This is a genomic window from Oceanobacillus sp. FSL W7-1281, from assembly GCF_037969835.1.
Classification (GTDB): Bacteria; Bacillota; Bacilli; order Bacillales; family Amphibacillaceae; genus Oceanobacillus; species Oceanobacillus oncorhynchi.
The window spans coordinates 2850911-2870278 of the sequence record NZ_CP150214.1 but is presented as its reverse complement, the minus strand read 5'-3'; the positions used below and the strand labels follow the sequence as shown (position 1 = coordinate 2870278).

The window sequence follows — 19368 nt, the reverse complement described above, 5'->3', positions numbered from 1 at the left end:
ACACCTCTTCTGTTTTGGTAGTGATTCTAGACAAATCAACTATACCAAACGGAAAGGTGTTTTTTCATGTTTAAAATCTGTGTCAAGCAACCTACTACAGTAGCTACAAGTAATTGAGCTTATTGATTTTATTAAGTTTTTCTAGGTGCGAAAGTTGAGTTCTTTAGTAATAATGGCTTCATGATTATTTTCTTTAATTACCCACTCTTTTTTATCTTTCTTCCTAGTGCCTTTCCTAACATTGTACATATAAGTTCCAATATAAAAGGAATTCCTTAATATATCTCTTACCGTTTTTCCAGTCCATTCTGCACCTTTTTTGGTTCTGATTTTTTCCAGATTAAGCTGCTTCGCAACTTTAACAACAGAATGGAGTTTTTCATAAAGATCGAAAATATACTGTACAACTTTAGCCTCTTTTTTATCAATAATAGGAAAAGGTATTCCCTTAGGATGTACATAACCTATTGGCACGCTCGTTCCATTCCAGAGTCCATTTTCTGCTCTGTTAAGCATTATAGCAAACACTCGTTCAGCAGTTATTTTTCGCTCTAATTCAGCAAATACGAGTATTATTTTCAACATTGCCTCGCCCATTGGAGTAGAAGTATCAAATTGCTCATTCTTTGAAACAAACGTTACCTTATAATTTTGAATTTCCTCATACATCTCGGTAAAATCCTTTAAATTTCTTGATATCCTGTCTATTTTGAATACTAAAATGTGTGAGAATTCACGTCTGCGAACACGTGCCATCATCTGCTGGTATTTAGGTCTTTTCGTATTTTTTGCTGAATATCCAGGGTCCTCGAATAATTCATAATCATCAATATTAAGAGCATATTTTGCATAATTTATTAGTTCTTGCCTTTGAAAAGGTAAAGAATCTTTATCAATTTGGTGTACCGTACTTACCCGTACATATATTGCGACTTTATCCATAAAAATCAAAACGTTCTCTTAATGATATAAGAGTTACATCATGATTTTTAAGTTCATGTTGGAATTCTATATTAACTTTCATATTTCTTGATATTCTATCGTAACGATAGACCAGCACATGAGAGAATTCATTAGCATGAATACTTTTAATCAATTGTTGTAACATAGACTTAGAGGAAAGAGCTGGAGAAGTGTAACTGCTAAACTAAAGTAGACCATTATTGCTTGATAAGAATGAACACTTTTCTTGGGGGATAGGCATGTAACAGGCTGTTGCCCCGTAGGGGCGGCAGCCTGTTACATGCTCGCCGTTCCGCTGGGTACCAACTAACAACTATTGCAATCTTTCATTTACTGTATAATACATGTTTGTACGATACAGAAATGGGAGGAGTAAGAAAGGTGGAAACATGGAAAGTGTATATGGAAATCTATCAACTAAAACAAGAAGGATTTAAAATACGAAGAATAGCTAGAAAACTAGGTATATCAAGGACAACGGTATATAAATACCTTGAAAAGTCTCCTCGGAAATGGCGGAGTGGGTAGCTTCCACACAGACAAGAAAGAAGAAATTAGATGCCTATGAATTACTTATTCATACTTGGCTAACGGAACATCCGGACCTTTCTAGTGCTCAAGTTCATGATTGGTTAAAAGAAAGGTTTCCAACTCTACGTGTTGGAGAAAGTACCGTTCGGAGTTATGTCAAAGCCCTCCGGGAAAAATATCATATTCCAAAGACAGAAATGAAGCGTGTCTATCAAGCTATTCCAGACCCACCAATGGGGCAGCAAGCCCAGGTAGATTTTGGCCAGACGATACAGAAAACATCCCAGGGAAAGGAGAAGAAATTATATTTTATTAGTTTCGTGCTTTCGCACTCACGTTACAAATATGTTGTGTGGCTCCCCCGTCCTTTTACAACAAAGGATATGATTCAAGCTCACGAAGATGCTTTTCAGTATTTTGGAGGAATTCCACATGAGTTAGCTTATGATCAGATTCCCTTATCGTAGTAAGTGAAAATGAAGGAGATCTCATTCTTACCAGTGAGTTTCAAGCATACAGGGAAGAGAGAAAATTAAAGCTCTTTGTATGTAGAAAAGCTGATCCAGAAAGTAAAGGGAAGATTGAAAATGTCGTAGGATTTGTGAAGAAGAATTTTGCGAAGAACCGCGTATTTCACCATATAGATAAATGGAATGAATCCTGTTTAGCATGGCTGATTCGAACCGGAAACGGAAAAGTGCATAATACAACAAAAAAAGACCAGTCGAAGTGTTTGCCCTAGAAAAACAACACTTAAGACCAGTCAACAAAAAAATTTCAATTTCAAATATCGATAATAGTATAACAAGAAATGTTCGTAAGGACAATACTATTATCTACCAATCAAATCGTTATTCCGTACCGCTTGGTACATACAAGAAAGATAAAACAGTTTTTATTGAAATAAATGAACAGAACGAATTAATCATACGGGAAAAATCGGATGGGGCGATGATTGCCAAACACACGTTAAGCATAGAAAAAGGAAAACTTATTCAAGATTCCCAGCATACCAGGGATCGTTCTAAAGGAATAACCGCCTATATAGAAACGGTATCGACTTACTTTGATGATAAGGAAATGGCTTCTGATTTCCTTCAGGAAATTCATCTTAGATATCCTCGATACATACGGGATCAATTATCTCTTATTTTAAAGGTGTCCCAAACATTAGCAAGAGAAATAAGGAATCAAGCTTTAGAAGAGTGTGTAGCACGCAAAATATATAGTGCAACAGAGTTTAGAGATGTCGTAGAGTTTATCCAAAGACAAGCTGTTTCTAATCAAAGACCACAGCAAGTAGAAGGTATCCAAACATTGCATGGTATGGAAGATACGCTACTTCAAATCAAGCCAAAAACAAGAGAATTGGATACTTATATAGAGTTATTGAAAGGAGCACCGGTATGAGTCATTCGATAGAAGAAATACAACAGCAATTTCGATCGTTGAGACTCACAGAGACGGCAAATTATTTGCCCTCTCTGATTCAACAAGCAGAGTCAGAAGATTGGACGTAACAAGTACTTTTGAAACGATTATGCGGATATGAATTAAAACGGAGAGATGAAAAGTTAATCGAAAAACGATTAAAATGGGCTGCATTCCCTTCTTATAAGACATTAGATGAGTTTCATTTAGATGAGCAACAATCGCTCAGCAAAAGACAGGTAAATCAGTTAAAGGAGTTTACTTGGCTGGATCAACTTTATAATTTAATCGTTTTAGGGCCGCCAGGCGTGGGGAAAACGCATTTAGCCACAGGGCTCGGAATAGAAGCTATACAAAAAGGATATAAAGTCTCTTTTGTTTCCATGGGGCAACTGATTCAAACATTAAAAACAGAAGAAGTTACCAGAAAATCACAAACTAGAATGAAACGAATTCGTTCCTCTCATTTAGTGATTATTGATGATTTAATGTTTATGGCAATGGATACACGTGAAGCGAATTTATTTTTTCATCTTATTAACGACCTTTATGATAAGGCTTCTATTATATTAACTTCTAATAAAGGCCCAAATGAATGGGGAGAATTACTAGGTGATCCAGGGATTACAACTGCCATTCTAGATAGAATTTTACATCGAGCTGAAGTCATACATTTTCATGATGATGATAGTTACCGAATGAAACACCGTTCTTCCATTTTTATGGAATAAAGTGTCCAAATTTAATTAGCAAAAAGTGTTCATTTCTACTTGACGCTCACAAGAGTATAGGCGTGGATTAAAGTTCTTTCAAAAAAATTCATGTCACTTGAAGAATTATCCTCTGTTCTTGCGACGACGAAGTTTGGTGAAAAGACGAAAGAATGGCTGGAAGAACAGCGGCAAGCAAACGAAGAATTAAATGATCAGCTTAATGAACTACAGGCTTTGCAACGTCAATTAGAAAAACAGGAGAAAGAAAATGGCACCAGCCAGGTCAATGAGCAACTAAAGAAGGATTTACAACAGGCTAGAGAAAATTTTAATGACCAAGTAAATCAGCAAGTACAGCAAAATGGAGAAAGCTTATCTCAAAAATTTTTTCAAGCTTTCCAAGATACAAAAGAAACAAAGAACAGTTTAAAGCAGTTAGTTAGTGGCTCAACAGCTGGAAGTGGGGATATGGAGTTAAGAAAAGTTCCTTTGAAAGATCAGCTGCAATTGGCTGAAAAAATAACTAAACAGACCCATATGAAAGAAATTGCTGAATGGGCAGGTCGTTTAAAGCAAATTGCAAAATTAAAACAAAAATCCGTTCACCGGAATAATGTTGAACGAAGCGGCGTAAGTTTGGGCAATGATATTGAAAAATTATTGCCTGCTGAACTTGCATTGTATAGTCACAAGTCAACGCGCATTGATTTTTTAAGGCGATTTACGGAAGGACAGACGTTGGAATTTGAAACTAGAGCAAAAGAGTCACTTGGAAAAGGTCCTATCATTCTCTGCCTTGACCAGTCGGGCAGCATGCAGCGAATGGACACTCAATCAAAAGGGTTTGCGCTTGCTTTAATGAGTATCGCCAAAAAGCAAAAACGTGATTTTTGCTATATTCCTTTTTCTTCTGAATATAAGGTGTATAGATTTTTAAAAGGAAAAATAAGCGTTCAGGAAATGATGAAACTAAGTGAAGAGTTTTTGGATGGAGGAACTAACTTTTTAATGCCTCTACAAGAGTGCTTATCTATTATTGAAGAAAGTCGTTTTAAAAAAGCGGATATCGTATTCGTTACAGATGGTGAGGCTCGCTTACAACATTCGTTTATAAATGATTTTCAAAATAAAAAAATAGAGAAAGAATTCTCGGTTTTATCCTTACTAATTGGAGGAGGAAATACCAATACTTTGGAAAAATTTTCGGATAGGGTTATTACAATAAATGATTTAGACGAAGAGGGAAGTTATAAAGCGTTTGAAATTTAAGGGAAAGACAAGCCTCTAAATTTAATTTAGGGGTTTTTTTATGGAGAATTGCCAATATCCAAGTTGCTCTGTAAATAAAGATAATATTGTCCGAATAAGGGTGTCTTTGTTAGTTCATACTGTATAAATAAAGCAGTACAGCTGATATTTTGTGCTTAAAATCATTTGCATTGGAGGTGAGCACTTATGAAAGTGCTTTCCATGATTCAACCGTGGGCAAGCCTGTTTTTATCCGATGAGGCCCACTATGAATCAAGAACGTGGAAAACGAACTACCGGGGTCCATTGGCAATCCATACAAGTAAAAAAATTGATCGCACTTTTTCTAACCATAGAGCAGTTAAAAGTTTACTCAGCAGGCATGGAGTAACCCCAGAAAATCTGCCGGCTGGCGTTATTATTGGTGTATGCAATTTGATAAATTGTTTAAGGGTAATCGAAGACAATCAGGACAGCGCAATTCTGGAAGATGGACGTATTATCTCAGGAAATGATTATTTTTTAGGGGACTATAGAGTTGGGAATTATGCTTGGGAAGTTTCTGATAAAAAAATGTTAACTAATTTTATAACAGCCAAAGGGCAACTTGGATTATGGGAATATGATATAGAGTAGTTAAAGATCGGGTTGATGGGCGGTTTAAGGAAAACAATAAGGTTTGAAAAAAACTATTTTCACCTTTTCTCAAAATCGAAGCATTTCTACTTGAACAACGAATCTCCGTGATATATGGTTACATAAATGAACAGATTCTCTTCAAAGGAAGTCCCAAACCGCTTGCCAAAACTGCCTGAAGAAAGCAGGCCATGCTATTGATTCTTATCTCCATTAAATCAGGAGATACAGGGCTTTTTATCAAATCCACCCCAAATCAAGGCATGGCCAATCTCACATTCAGGTTTTTCTTGTTGAAGAACAGAATCTGGAACAGATTATTTCATTAATTTATATAACATACTCTATTCAAGATTAGCATGCTTACCATACATCTTATGTGAATCTAAGCCTTTTTTCTCCATACAACGCAGGATTAAGGCATCATAAAATAGCAATGTCGTTTGCTCAAAAAGAGAGCCCATTGGCTGGATTGTCTTATAATCACCTTCAGACTGATCCTTGGTCACTCCTGGCAGCTCAATCGTAATATCAGCCAGCTCGCCGATGTTTGATTGAGGAGAGACCGTTACTGCTGCAACTACTCCTCCTAAGCTCTTCGCTTTTTCAGCAATAGCAGCTAGCGTTTTCGTTTCTCCAGATCCCGATCCGACAATTAATAAATCACCTTTCTCTAAATTAGCCGTTACCGTTTCACCAACAGCATACGCATCCATACCCATATGCATCATCCGCATGACAAAGGATTTTGCCATGAATCCGGATCTTCCGGCACCAGCTACAAAAACCTTCTTAGATTCTAAGATCTGATCGACTAATTTCTCTGTTTCTGAATCGGAAATGAACTCCACTGTTTGACTTAGTTCTTGAACAATTTTGGTTAAATATTGGGTTGTCTTCATGTTTACATTACCCTTGTTTAATTAATTCTTTCATTTCGCTGGCAATGACTTTTTTATCATCTTTACTTGTAATTCCTCCGCCTACGATAATTAAATCAGGCTGCTGTTTAATGACTTCAGCAAGCGATTCTAATTTGATTCCGCCCGCAACAGCTGTTTTGGCATTCTTGACAACACTCTTGATAGTGTGTAAATCTTCGAAGGAATTTTGCCCAACAGCCTGCAAATCATATCCTGTATGAACGCAGATATAATCAGCACCAAGTTCATCCAGCTCTTTTGCCCGCGCTTCAATATCTTTTACAGCAATCATGTCCACAAGAATTTGTTTTCCCTGTTTTTTCGCCTCTTCTACAGCTCCTTTAATGGACTCATCTTCTGCTGCGCCAAGAATAGTAATAATGTCAGCACCTGCTGCAGCTGCCTGGCTTACCTCGTATCCAGCCGCATCCATAATTTTCAAGTCAGCTAATACAGTTAAGTCAGGAAATGCTGCTTTTACTTCTTTCACTGCTTTAAGACCTTCATTAATCACGACAGGTGTTCCAATCTCTACCACATCGACATACTCTTCTACTTCTTTTATTAACTCAATTGCTCCTGGGATATCGACAAGATCTAGTGCTAATTGTAATTTCATTATTTTTGCTTCCTTTCCATTTTAAATTTTATTATGCTAAATGGTTAGTATAAGACAAGTTAACCTATTTATACGTCATGCCCTATTTACTCATCAGCATGTTATCAAGTATAATAAGTATATATCGATATGTGAAGTACGCACTTTTAGCGCATATAGTGATAAAAAGTATACTATTGGATAAAATAAAAACGGAGGTGCATGAAATGCCAAATTTAGGAGAGAGAACATTTAACTGTGAAAAGGAATTAACACTTGCTGTCATTGGCGGAAAGTGGAAAATGTTAATTTTATGGCATCTTGGCAAGGAAGGAACCAAACGTTTTGGTGAATTAAAAGCGCTCATGCCTGGTATTACGCAAAGAATGCTTGTTACTCAATTACGTGAGCTGGAAGATCATTTAATTGTGCACCGTGAAGTGTATCCGGTAGTTCCGCCCAAAGTGGAATATTCGCTCACAGACCACGGCGAAAAGCTGATGCCGATTTTAGATGCGATGTATGAATGGGGCAAGGATTATATTGAGAATGTTTTAGAAAATAAAACAGAGAATCAATCTGCTATAGAATAAACAGACGTTTTTTGGCGTGCTGTATCTTACCTTTTTTTAATCGTAATTCGTTAATAAAAAATATATGATAAAGCCTTGAACAGGGATTTCACATCTGTTCAAGGCTTTTTTTATAGACAGTATCATTTTCCACAGTATCTTACTTCTATGTGACTATATGTAAAAAAAGTGCGTACTTTTAAAAATGAAATATACATAATATACTATTTTGGCAATGCGATCCGGCTTTTTATTTTCAAGCTGATTAGAATGAAGAAAAGATTTAGAGAAAAACTAACCCCAAAAATAAAGAATACTGTTCGACTGTCATTTCGCATTGAAACAGCTAAAGAAAGCGAGGAGTATTAAATGGACTCTATGACGTTTGTTCTTTTTGGTGCAACAGGAGATTTAGCAAAAAGAAAAATCTACCCTGCCCTGTTTAATTTATACCTGAACCATAAACTGCCTGAGACCTTTAATGTTATTGGCATTGGTAAAGAGTCACTATCTCCTGATGAATTCCAATCAAGAATAATCGATTCTCTGTATACATTTTCCAGGCATCTGCTTCATGATAAAACGAAAAAAGAAACATTTGCAGGAAACTTCCATTACTATCAATTAGACGCTGCTAAATCAGCAGACTACAAAGGACTGCTGAAGCTCGTCCAACAACATGAAAAATTTCAAAGCATGCAAGAAAACAGGCTTTTTTATTTATCAGTAGCACCTGAATTATTTGAGGTCATTGCATCCAATATAAAAGAAAGTGGATTAGGGGATGTAAATGGCTGGAGACGATTAATTATTGAGAAGCCCTTTGGCCATAATTTAAAATCTGCTCAACAGTTAAATAAAAATTTAAGCTATTCATTTGAAGAAGATGAAATTTATCGTATTGATCATTATTTAGGAAAACCGATGGTACAAAATCTGGAAGCTTTAGTACTTGCAAATCCGATACTACAGTCCTTATGGAATAACCAATCTATCGCCAATGTTCAGATAACGGCCAGCGAAACCGTCGGTGTAGAGGAAAGGGCTGGTTATTATGACAAATCAGGAGCAATCCGTGATATGGTTCAAAATCATATGCTGCAATTACTGATGATGACAACGATGCATTTACCCAGCCAATTAACCCAAAAAACAATTCGTAATGAGAAAAGGAAAGTTTTAGAAGCATTACGGCCCCTGCAAAAGGCAGATGCAGGTAATCATATTGTTCGAGGTCAATACGAGCAGGGCATAATAAATCAGGAACCTGTCATTGCATATAGAGAAGAAGCAGGTGTTAGTGCTTCTTCCCTAAATGATACGTTTTTTGCAGCTCGTTTGTGGATTGATAACCTCTTATGGAAAGGAGTTCCTTTTTATATTCGTACTGGAAAAAGAATGACGGAAAAAGCGACCAAAATTGTGATTGAATTTAAACAACATTCACCGGATCCCCGCACATCTAAAGGAAAACGAATTGAGCCTAACCTGTTAACAATATATATCAATCCAAATGAAGGTGTATCGTTGCAGCTAAATAGTAAGAACCCATCAAATGGTGAACTTGAGCCAATCAAAGTCAACTTTGCATCAGACAACCACGACGTACCTGAAGCATATGAGCGATTATTATTTGATGCGCTTTGCGGAGATGCGACATTTTTCGCACATTGGGATGAGGTGGAACTGTCTTGGAAATGGATTGATCCCATCCTGGAAGCATTTAAAGAAAATAAAGTTCCGCTTCAACCTTATTCATCTGGTTCAATGGGACCAGAGTCTGCTCATTGTTTATTAAAAAAAGATGGATATGAATGGTGGTAGTAAAGTGTCATTCAAGAAATGTCCTATTAGAGTAAAACAACGGCTAACGGGCTTTTTATGGATGGTTATCTACAGCAACAATTTACTAGGAGGATACTTATGAGAATTGGATTAATTGGATTAGGAAAAATGGGATTAAACTTAGGAAAAAATTTAATAGACCACCAACATGAAGTAGTCGCAACGGACTTAGATACAAATGCTGTTGAAGAGATTAAAAATTATGGTGCTGATGGAGTCTCCGATTTGCAAAAACTTGTTCAATCATTAGAAAAGCCACGTGTGATTTGGCTGATGATTCCTCATTCTGTTGTTGATTCTGTTATGGAGCAGCTAATACCCCTTTTAAGTAAGGGAGACACCCTGATAGAAGCAGGCAATTCCCATTATAAAGAGTCTGTCCGCCGATATAGCCAATTAAAAGAATCAGGCATCCATTTTATGGACGTTGGAACCTCCGGCGGGATTGAAGGTGCTCGGAACGGAGCCTGTTATATGATTGGCGGGGATTATGAAATATGGACAAAAGTTGAGCCAATTTTCAAAGATACTGCTGTAGAAAATGGATACTTTTATGCCGGAAAAGCTGGCAGCGGTCACTTCTTAAAGATGGTCCATAATGGCATTGAATATGGAATGATGGCAGCAATTGGGGAAGGCTTCGAGATATTAGAGAAAAGCGAATTTACATTTGACTATGAAAAAGTTGCCGGAGTTTGGAACCACGGTTCCGTTATTCGATCCTGGCTGATGGGTTTAACTGCAAACGCATTTGCAAAAGACGCTAAATTAGATGATATCCAGGGCATTATGCACTCATCAGGAGAAGGAAAATGGACTGTTGAAACAGCTATTGACTTACAGGCAGCCACACCAGTTATTGCTATGTCCTTATTCATGCGTTATCGTTCCTTAGACAACGATACATTCACAGGTAAAGTAGTCGCCGCTTTAAGAAATGAATTTGGCGGACATCGTGTGGAGAAAAAGAATCAAATGGAATAGCCGATTAGTTCCATACAAAAAGGTTATTCATATTATATTGTAGTGGATAAGTACATTTAACAAAGAATGAATTCCTTTAATGTCTGTTCATAAACTACTACAGTGAAAGAGCGGTATATATTTTTTCTGCCGCTCTTTCACTGTATAATAAAAATACAACACTTTTTTTCATGAATTTATTAGACAAAATTTATACGAAGCAATATATTGAGGAGGTATTCATATGGAATATATCAGTATACGGGGAGCCTCGCAAAATAACCTGAAAGATATTGATTTAGATATACCTAAACACTTGATTACTGTGTTTACAGGCCGCTCAGGTTCTGGTAAATCTTCTTTAGTTTTTAATACTGTTGCTGCTGAGTCTGGACATCTTTTGAATGAAACATATTCTAGTTACATACAATTTCATTTAAATCAGCAGCCAAGGCCAAAAGTAAAAGAAATTAGAAATCTTCCTGTTGCAATGACAATAAGTCAAAAAAGATTCAATGGTAACTCACGCTCCACTGTCGGCACAATTTCGGATATCTATTCTTCTATTCGTTTATTATGGTCACGTGTAGGCGAGCCATTTGTTGGATACTCTGATGTTTTTTCATTTAATAGCCCTGCTGGAATGTGTCATACATGCGAAGGTTTAGGATATATAGAAGATATTAATTTAGATGAATTATTAGATTGGGATAAAACTTTAAATGAAGGTGCGATTGATTTCCCTTCTTTCGGACCGGATAAAGAACGCGGCAAATCCTATCGTGATAGTGGTTTGTTTGATAATGATAAGAAATTAAAAGATTATACAAAAGAAGAAATGGATTTATTCTTATACCCGCAGCCAATGAAATTAAAAAATCCTCCAAAAGAATGGCCTAAGTCAGCAAAATACGTTGGTCTGATTCCGCGTTTTAGCAGAATTTTTTTAGGGGATAAGGAATTTAATAAGAAACGTTATGCGCGTCACCTTAAAAAAGTCGTTACAAATAAAATATGTCCAACCTGTGACGGACAGCGTTTAAATCAGAAAGTATTAAGCTGCAAAATAGAGGGTCATAATATCTCTGATTTTACCAAATTAACGATTAAAGAGAATCTAAATTTTTTAAATCAATTAGATAATCCAACTGCAGAATTTATCATTGCACCACTTCAAAAACAATTAGAAGCACTCGATTTTATCGGCTTAAGTTATCTGACGTTAGATCGCGTTACCACAACTTTATCCGGCGGGGAGGCACAACGGCTTAAATTAATCCGCCATTTGAACAGCCCGCTTTCTGATTTAGTTTATATTATTGATGAACCTAGTGTCGGCTTACACCCGGAAGATATAGAGAAAATCAATTCTATTATGCTTTCATTAAAAAATAAAGGTAATACTGTATTAATCGTAGAGCACGATCCTGATGTAATTAAAGAAGCAGAGCATATTATTGATATGGGTCCCGGTTCAGGTAAACACGGTGGGCAAATCACCTTCCAGGGCAGCTACAAGGAGCTGTTGAAATCTGATACTGCCACAGGACATGCATTACGTAAATCGCATCATTTAAAAAAAGAAGTGCGCAAACCCAACAACTTTTTCGACATAGGTCCTGTTACACAAAATAATTTAAATGATGTGACAACGAAAATACCTAAAAATGTGATGACAGTTATGACAGGCGTAGCGGGGTCAGGAAAAAGCACACTCGTAAAAGCTGGATTTTACAACGATAAGAACTGCATATTTATGGATCAAAAAGCAGTACACGCATCGAGTCGTTCAAATCTTCTCACATATCTCGGCGTTTTCGATTATATTAGAAGTTTCTTCAGCAAACATACAGGCTTAAGCAAAGCTATGTTTAGTTATAATTCAAAGGGCGCCTGCCCAAATTGTGATGGAAAAGGTTATATCAAAACAGAACTTGCTTTTATGGAGGACTTTTCACAGACTTGTGAAGTGTGTCATGGTAAACGCTATAAGCCTGAAGTATTAGAAGCTAAAATAGATGGTTATTCGATTGCGGATATTCTGGACTTAACAGTCAGTGAAGGAGTTGAATTCTTTAAAGATCATCAAGATATCGAGGATGTGCTGCTATCTATAAGTAAAACAGGTCTGAATTATATGACACTTGGTCAACCCTTAGATACATTATCAGGCGGAGAGATACAGCGTGTGAAATTAAGTCAGAATTTGATTAAACCTGTTGAAAACAAAGTATTTGTCTTTGATGAACCAACAACGGGACTGCATGAGGAAGACATTCCACTGCTCTTGAACCGTTTTAATGACTTGATTGTGCAAAATAATACGGTTATTCTAATTGAACATAACCTTTCTATCATTTGCGAGGCAGATTGGATTATAGACGTAGGCCCCGGCCCCGGTTTGGATGGAGGGCATGTGTTATTCAGTGGCACACCTGAAGATTTCATCATGGATAAAGAAACTTTAACGTCAAAACATTTGAAGCGCTATATAGAACAATAAGAAAAACCAGGCAAAGTCTGGTTTTTCTTAAAATGAACTATTTTAAGGTTTTAGAATAACCTTAATATTATTATCCTTTTTCTGATCAAATATTTCATAAGCTTCTTTAACATCATCTAAAGGCATCGTGTGCGTTATAATCTCAGTAGGATCAAACACTTCATTTTTTATCATTTCATATAATTTAGGCATTAAGTGAATAACTGGAGCCTGGCCACTTTTCACCTCAACATTTCGATTGAAAATCAAATCAAGTGGATAATTATCAGCTGGTGTACCATAAATACCTGTTAATTGAATCGTACCAAATTTTCTTACAGATTCTGCTGCAGTAATAATTGGACTTATCGTTCCTCTTTGTTGAGAATTCGAATTTAGTTTTGGTTCACTGCTTGATAATTGTCCATCCATGCCCACACAATCGATAACTACATCTGCACCGCCATTAGTTGTTTCACGCAGCAGTTTACCAATTTCTTTTTCTTTATCAAAATTATAAACTTCTGCGTTATTATATTTCTTGGCGTGCTGTAGTCTGTGTTCCACATTATCAATACCGATAACCCGATTTGCACCTTTTAATTTTGAAAATTTTTGAGCCATTAAACCGATTGGGCCACAACCTAATACAACCACTGTGTCACCGGATTTCACATTAGAATGTTCAACACTCCAATATGCTGTAGGAACTACGTCAGATAAGAAAAGTACTTGCTCATCTTTCAAGTCACTATCTGGCACTTTAAAAGAAGAAAAATCAGCATGTGGAACCTTTAAATATTCAGCTTGTCCTCCCCAGTGGTTTCCGTGCAATGCATTTCCAAAGCCAAAAAGGCCTCCGTTATCCATTTTCCAATTTGCTGGAGAAGGGTTCGTATTATCACATTGAGATTCCATCTCGTTCTCACAATAAAAACATTCTCCACAACCGATATTAAATGGGATAACAACACGGTCTCCTTGTTTTAAGCTTTTCACATCTTTACCTACTTCTTCTACAATTCCCATTGGTTCGTGTCCTATAACAAAGCCTGGATCCATAAATAAATCGCCTTGATGATAAAGATGTAAATCAGAACCGCAGATACCTGATGCTGTAATTCTTATAATTGCATCCGTCGGCTCTTCCATTTTTGGATACTCTACGTCGCGGACTTCCATATTTTTTTGTCCTTGATAAGTAACAGCTTTCATATATAGCACTCCTTCAAATTAAGATTTATAGTGCCTGTTTACCCGATAGAGATATCGTTAAACATATAAACTTTTATAATGTATTAAGTGTGAAGTGTATAATTTTATTACTTTTTTACAAAAAAATATAAATTTTAACCATCCTGAAAGTAACTCGCTGCAAAGGGTATAAGAAGGGGAAATCAAGTCAATCGCCGTTGTTGAAGCCATACCTGCAGAAAGTGATTTCTCGGAACAGACATCAATCTTGTCTACACAGTGAAGGACCAGTGTACTTCTTGATTTTTCTTATCAGCGTATTGATTCTTAATGAAACTGTAGTTAAAGATTAGCGAATTGTCTGTATCTATCTAGCTTTTCTAAGAAATATCATATATACTTTCGCTAAAAGTATTGTTTGCACCAAGCAAAAGCATGCCAGACAACAAATGGAAAGGAGGAAATAATGTGGAGAAAACTGGAATTAAGACCGGTTATTTGTTAGGAATCAGTTTGTTACTTTCCAGTATATTTTATTTTTTTGCTGCCAATTGGCAAGGATTTGATCGATTAACCAAAGTTGGTTCAAGTCTTGCCCTTATTGTTTTGTTCTATGGACTACATCTTCTTTTGGCTAGGGTGATGAAGCAGCAGCAGTTTCTGAGTGCCTGGCTACTGGTAGCTACAAGTATAGTCTTTGGACTGTCGTATGCACTGATTGGACAAATTTACAATTCTCATGCCGATAGTTATGAATTGTTTTTAGTTTGGCTGATTTCGGCTCTGCTTTTTTCAGTCATTACGAAATATGAGCCATTCTATGTCTTGAGTTATCTATTACTACACCTGACAATTTATTTTTATATGGAGCCTTCCACTTATTTCACTAATTGGAATGAGCACCAATATTTCTGGGTGCTATTCGGGGTAATTCTGGTGAATGCAGCTATCTTTTATCTAAATGAGTTGTTTCTTCTTTCAAAAACACTGAAATACGGATCGGTTATCGTTTTTTATTTTGGGTTTGTCTGCTTAACGATGCTTGCTACTATACCGCTGTATAAAGTGATCAGCAATGGTCTGTACATCATTGTTTTAGGAATTGGTTTGTATTATTGGTTGAAAATAAAAACCAATAGGGTAATGGTCACTATTGTTGGTGTATACATTACTGCTTATCTTTTTAGTAAAAGTTTTCAATGGATTGCTCCTTATTTTGGTGAATGGATCATATTTTTCTTTTTATTAATAGCGGTGGTTCTTGTCTTTTTGAGTGTGTTTAGTGCGAAATATTTGCGCGGTACAGCGGCAATCAATTATATAAAATCCCTGATAACTATTGTGGCAACATTGATCGCCACCTTGTTTGCTACGAGTGCCATATTTGGTCTTTTTTTCTTACTATTTCCTAATGCCACCTATGATTTTTTATTTTTCTTTGCGTTGATTGCCTTGATTCTGCCTGGCATAGTAACTAAATGGGCTGCTCAAGTTAAATATACGCTTTTAGCAACAGGATTTCTGATTGCTGTGAGTATTAGCATGTTTCATGAACTTATATTTTACCGCTTCTTAGTATTAGGATTTGTCTGTTTGGCCATTTATATGATGAAACAAAAAGGAATGAGGGTATTTCTTTACCTGCTGTTAAATCTCATTGTATATAGCTTAATATTGGAGTGGTTTTGGTTTCATGGTGTAATGATTGGCATGCTTATGTTGAATGGAGGCTACTACTTTTTACAAAGAAAAGATCAAGCAACACGATATACCGCTCTTATTCTGGCAGCTGTTTCGTTTATTACGCTTACAATGATCGAAGTCTCGAGTGGCTTAAGTATTGTCTATAATATTAGTTTCTTTCTCCTCAGCACGACTTGTATTTTTGTAGTAGACCGTCATACAAAGCGATGGGAATGGACAACTAGCTTTGTATTCTGGTTTCTATTTATTGCCTATAAATATTACGAATATCTGTGGTCACTTATCCATAAATCACTATTACTATTATTGCTCGGTCTTATAATACTGGCAGTGAAGATTTACTTTGAAAGAAAACAAGGACAGACAGAGGATAAACATCCACGATTCAGGCGGCAATGGCTGCTTATCTTAATGCTTATGTTATTACAAGTTGGATTTGTCGGTTATCAATCTTTCACTAAGGAAACGCTGTTAAAAGAAGGCACCTTGGTAAAAGTAACGCTTGAACCAGTTGATCCCCGTTCGTTGCTTCAAGGTGATTACGTAATCTTGCGATATGGTATTTCAACTATTCCTGATTTGGAGGAATCGGGAGCTTGGCATGGCAAGGTGAAGGTCGTTCTCCGAGAACAACAGGATAATACCTATGGCTATGCAGGCTATGTTTACGAGAATGGAGAGTGGAATCGTCCCTATCAACCACAGCCCGGTGATGTCTTGATTAATGGTAAAATGAATGGCCGAGGTGAGGTTGTTTATGGGATAGAAAGCTTTTTTGTTCCTGAAGGAGAAGGTATTCAACGGGAAAATGAAGCGGAATTTGCTTATCTGCGGGTAGGGGAACAGGGAGATGCCTTGTTACAAAGTATTGAATAAATAAAAAACTGTTGAGATTAGGAGAATTAAGACTAACGGTCAGTTAATTTAAGGATTGTCTCATAAGTAAGAAATAGAGACCATTCTTCCCGTTTTATAGTGTTAAATGATATGATTAAGTAGGAGTTGTTTTAGAACATATCGTTGAAGAAGCGAGCTTACTGTCTATGTTTATAGTGTTTGAATTAAAGGAGGCTTTTTATGGGATTGTTTAGTTTTTTTAAAAAAAATCAAAAACAGCAGGAAGAGTTTTCAAAAGATAGGTATTGGTCGTTGACAACGAACGAAGGTGAAGTAATCGAACCGACTTGGAAACAGGTTAATGCTGCTGTTAAAAATGCAACACCTGATGGATCAATTTTTGCTTCACTAAGGTACATCCATTCAGGACTTGAGATAGAAGTTATTCAGGTGATAGGTAATGATGACGGTTATCGTTTTGAAGCATTGCCGCCAAATGGAGAAGTATTTGTAAATGATGGCATCTCCTATGAAGAAACGTTAAAGTTATTTGAAGATTTTTTTAAACACCAAAGAGTTGCTGCATTTAACAGTTGGCCTACCGAAAAAATGAATTAGGTTGATAACAGTAGCATTAACAATAGAAAATAGAAGATTATTTCTATTGTTCTAAAGAGTGCTTTAATTAAATAACAATTAATAAAAATCAATCTGTATCGTATGTTACTATATAGGAAAAATAAAACACAGGTTTTATTTTATTTAAAATACTTGTATTCAAAGCGGAAGTATTGATTTATATGATTCTTTTGTTATTTACTCTTGATAATCTCCTAAACTTTCTACGGAAGACATTAATGTTACGATAAGAATAGTCAAGGTTGAAAAGTTGCTTGGTATTAATAGATAATGATAACAGTTTTACTAGCCAGAAAAGGCTATACTTAAAAGGGAGAAACATTTATCCTTATTTCTTCAGGATAAATTTCTTATAACGATTTAACGAAATTCGGAAATGATTTTTTTAATAGGGCTTATATACAAAAAAATCAAATCACCAAAAAAGGTGATTTGATTCTCTTAAGCCACTGACTATATGATGATTTTATTCATTAAAATCTCATGAATGATTAAAATGTATCAACATCACCATTTATAATAAATAGCTACAAATTAATGAGTAGAAAGTGAGCTTCATCAATCATATTATGGTTTTAAAATAACCTTGGTACACTCATCCTCATGATCATTAAATATTTGATAAGCTCTGCTGGCTTCCTCTAATGGGATTTGATGGCTGATAATTTCGGTTGGATCAAATTCCTTATTTACAATCTTTTCAAACAACATTGGCATCAGATGGACAACAGGAGCTTGTCCCATTTTTAAATTAATATTTCGCTCCCAAATGCCTCCAAGCGGGAATTGATTGTACTTTGCACCATACACCCCAGTAATTTGAATCGTCCCACATTTACGTACAGCATCCGAAGCAATTTTGAGTGGACTTAATGTACCACCAATCATCTTAACGCTTTGCTCAATAGATTCCATCGTTGTCTTTTTACCATCCATGCCCACACAGTCAATAACCACATCGGCCCCACCTTGTGTTAATTCATGAATATGGAGACCCGCATCGGTCATGTCCTCAAAGTTAATGATTTCCACATTATTCATTTGTTTAGCTTTTTGCAATCTATATGGCAGGCGATCAACTGCAATTACCCGTTTTGCACCATTCATCCAGGCAAATTTTTGTGCCATTAATCCAATTGGACCACAGCCTAAGATAACAACTGTATCCCCTTTTTTTACACCACCATGTATCACACTCCAATAGGCTGTCGGTAATACATCAGAAAGAAACAGTACGGCTTCATCGGGTAATTCCGCTGATTCTGGAATAATGAAGGGTAGGTTGTTTCCATATGGCACACGCATCAATTCTGCCTGGCCGCCAAGATAATCTCCATAACGATCTGTAAAACCAAAATATCCACCTGTATCTATATTATATGGATTTGGGTAGGTGTTAGCATTGTCACACTGACTTTCCATATCGTGTTGGCAGTAATGACATTCTCCGCACGCAACGTTGAAAGGAAGTACAACTCTGTCCCCTTTTTTGACACGTGTGACTTCTGGGCCTACTTCTTCTACAATTCCCATTGGTTCATGTCCTACGACATAATCCATTTGTGCTGGTAATGACCCCTGATAAATATGGAGATCAGATCCACAAATCGCACTGGATGTGATTCTTACGATAATATCATCCTTATTGATCAATACAGGGTCTGCGACATTTTTTACTTGCATATTTTTTAATCCTTGGTACGTGACGGCTTTCATTTATCTTCCTCTTAGTTAGAATTAACTATAGTATCGCCTTAGAAAAAGAAGATATACATGAACAATTCTGTTGAAAATAGGAAAGATAATAAACAATGTTTAAAAATTGAAGGATTGCACCTGCAGATAGAAATTGCTATAGTAGAATAATCTATAGATAAAGGTTGATGAAAGAAGATCAATATTATATATAATGAATTAAGCATGATATCATAACCAATCAGGTTTGCTCAACATTTTCGGCTTGGTGGTAGATAGTCACTGCGAAAAATATGGTGGATTTAAGAGCACAGATGAGTTGCAGAAAAAATCTAAGATGAAATTTGGATTATTAGGTGAAAAAAAGTTCATAAATCAGTAATACAAAGAACCT

Annotated in this window: 16 protein-coding genes and 1 pseudogene; 12 read left to right on the top strand and 5 right to left on the bottom strand. The window is 36.2% G+C overall.

Going from position 1 to position 19368, the window contains the following annotated elements; all coding sequences use genetic code 11:
• Positions 1 to 141 precede the first annotated feature (141 nt).
• Entirely contained in the window at positions 142 to 942 is an 801-nt protein-coding gene (locus MKX55_RS14255; RefSeq protein WP_339233305.1) for a recombinase family protein, read from the bottom strand.
• A gap of 384 nt (positions 943 to 1326) precedes the next feature.
• On the opposite strand from MKX55_RS14255, the gene MKX55_RS14250 reads away from it, so the two are divergent.
• From MKX55_RS14250 to MKX55_RS14225, 6 genes and pseudogenes are all read left to right on the top strand, one after another.
• Positions 1327 to 1491 carry a helix-turn-helix domain-containing protein gene (locus MKX55_RS14250; RefSeq protein WP_339233304.1) on the top strand — a complete coding sequence of 55 codons (165 nt, stop codon included), beginning with the start codon at positions 1327 to 1329 and terminating at the stop codon, positions 1489 to 1491.
• On the top strand, positions 1476 to 1961 hold the full coding sequence (locus MKX55_RS14245) for a DDE-type integrase/transposase/recombinase (RefSeq protein ID WP_339233303.1): 486 nt from the start codon (positions 1476 to 1478) through the stop codon (positions 1959 to 1961). Before MKX55_RS14250 ends, MKX55_RS14245 begins: the two co-directional genes overlap by 16 nt.
• A 262-nt stretch (positions 1962 to 2223) precedes the next feature.
• Positions 2224 to 2904, top strand: coding sequence for a hypothetical protein (locus MKX55_RS14240; protein WP_339233302.1), 681 nt, complete (start codon positions 2224 to 2226; stop codon positions 2902 to 2904).
• Positions 2901 to 3656: pseudogene (gene istB / locus MKX55_RS14235) on the top strand (IS21-like element helper ATPase IstB). Before MKX55_RS14240 ends, istB begins: the two are co-directional and overlap by 4 nt.
• A 90-nt stretch (positions 3657 to 3746) precedes the next feature.
• A complete protein-coding gene (locus tag MKX55_RS14230; RefSeq protein ID WP_339233301.1) occupies positions 3747 to 4907 on the top strand; it encodes a VWA domain-containing protein in 1161 nt (386 codons plus the stop codon).
• A 186-nt stretch (positions 4908 to 5093) separates the two neighbouring features.
• Positions 5094 to 5522, top strand: coding sequence for a 2-oxoglutarate dehydrogenase E1 (locus tag MKX55_RS14225; RefSeq protein ID WP_339233299.1), 429 nt, complete (start codon positions 5094 to 5096; stop codon positions 5520 to 5522).
• 344 nt (positions 5523 to 5866) lie between these two features.
• On the opposite strand, the gene hxlB is transcribed toward MKX55_RS14225, so the two are convergent.
• Both hxlB and hxlA read right to left on the bottom strand, forming a co-directional pair.
• On the bottom strand, positions 5867 to 6424 hold the full coding sequence (gene hxlB / locus MKX55_RS14220; RefSeq protein ID WP_339233298.1) for a 6-phospho-3-hexuloisomerase: 558 nt from the start codon (positions 6422 to 6424) through the stop codon (positions 5867 to 5869).
• 7 nt (positions 6425 to 6431) lie between these two features.
• Entirely contained in the window at positions 6432 to 7064 is a 633-nt protein-coding gene (gene hxlA / locus MKX55_RS14215) for a 3-hexulose-6-phosphate synthase (protein ID WP_339233297.1), read from the bottom strand.
• A gap of 206 nt (positions 7065 to 7270) precedes the next feature.
• Between hxlA and MKX55_RS14210 the strand changes: the two genes are divergently transcribed.
• The 4 genes from MKX55_RS14210 (at position 7271) to MKX55_RS14195 (ending at position 12926) form a co-directional block, all read left to right on the top strand.
• Positions 7271 to 7636 carry a winged helix-turn-helix transcriptional regulator gene (locus MKX55_RS14210; RefSeq protein ID WP_339233295.1) on the top strand — a complete coding sequence of 122 codons (366 nt, stop codon included), beginning with the start codon at positions 7271 to 7273 and terminating at the stop codon, positions 7634 to 7636.
• 348 nt (positions 7637 to 7984) lie between these two features.
• Positions 7985 to 9439: a glucose-6-phosphate dehydrogenase gene (gene zwf, locus MKX55_RS14205; protein WP_339233294.1), complete on the top strand. Its 1455-nt coding sequence runs from the start codon at positions 7985 to 7987 to the stop codon at positions 9437 to 9439.
• 99 nt (positions 9440 to 9538) lie between these two features.
• Positions 9539 to 10444, top strand: a complete 906-nt coding sequence (gnd, locus tag MKX55_RS14200) for a phosphogluconate dehydrogenase (NAD(+)-dependent, decarboxylating) (RefSeq protein WP_339233293.1) — start codon at positions 9539 to 9541, stop codon at positions 10442 to 10444.
• Positions 10445 to 10667: 223 nt separating this feature from the next.
• Positions 10668 to 12926: an excinuclease ABC subunit UvrA gene (locus tag MKX55_RS14195; protein WP_339233291.1), complete on the top strand. Its 2259-nt coding sequence runs from the start codon at positions 10668 to 10670 to the stop codon at positions 12924 to 12926.
• A 42-nt stretch (positions 12927 to 12968) separates the two neighbouring features.
• Here the strand turns inward: MKX55_RS14195 and MKX55_RS14190 are convergent, their stop codons facing one another.
• Positions 12969 to 14120: an alcohol dehydrogenase catalytic domain-containing protein gene (locus MKX55_RS14190; RefSeq protein WP_339233289.1), complete on the bottom strand. Its 1152-nt coding sequence runs from the start codon at positions 14118 to 14120 to the stop codon at positions 12969 to 12971.
• Positions 14121 to 14567: 447 nt separating this feature from the next.
• On the opposite strand from MKX55_RS14190, the gene MKX55_RS14185 reads away from it, so the two are divergent.
• Together MKX55_RS14185 and MKX55_RS14180 are read left to right on the top strand one after the other, a co-directional pair.
• Positions 14568 to 16679 carry a GDYXXLXY domain-containing protein gene (locus tag MKX55_RS14185; protein ID WP_339233288.1) on the top strand — a complete coding sequence of 704 codons (2112 nt, stop codon included), beginning with the start codon at positions 14568 to 14570 and terminating at the stop codon, positions 16677 to 16679.
• Positions 16680 to 16880: 201 nt separating this feature from the next.
• Complete coding sequence (locus tag MKX55_RS14180) at positions 16881 to 17258, top strand: hypothetical protein (protein ID WP_339233286.1); 378 nt, start codon at positions 16881 to 16883, stop codon at positions 17256 to 17258.
• 588 nt (positions 17259 to 17846) lie between these two features.
• On the opposite strand, the gene MKX55_RS14175 is transcribed toward MKX55_RS14180, so the two are convergent.
• The gene (locus MKX55_RS14175) at positions 17847 to 18995 is read right to left on the bottom strand and encodes a zinc-dependent alcohol dehydrogenase (RefSeq protein WP_339233285.1); all 1149 of its coding nucleotides are present in this window, start codon (positions 18993 to 18995) and stop codon (positions 17847 to 17849) included.
• Between the last annotated feature and the right edge of the window lie 373 nt (positions 18996 to 19368).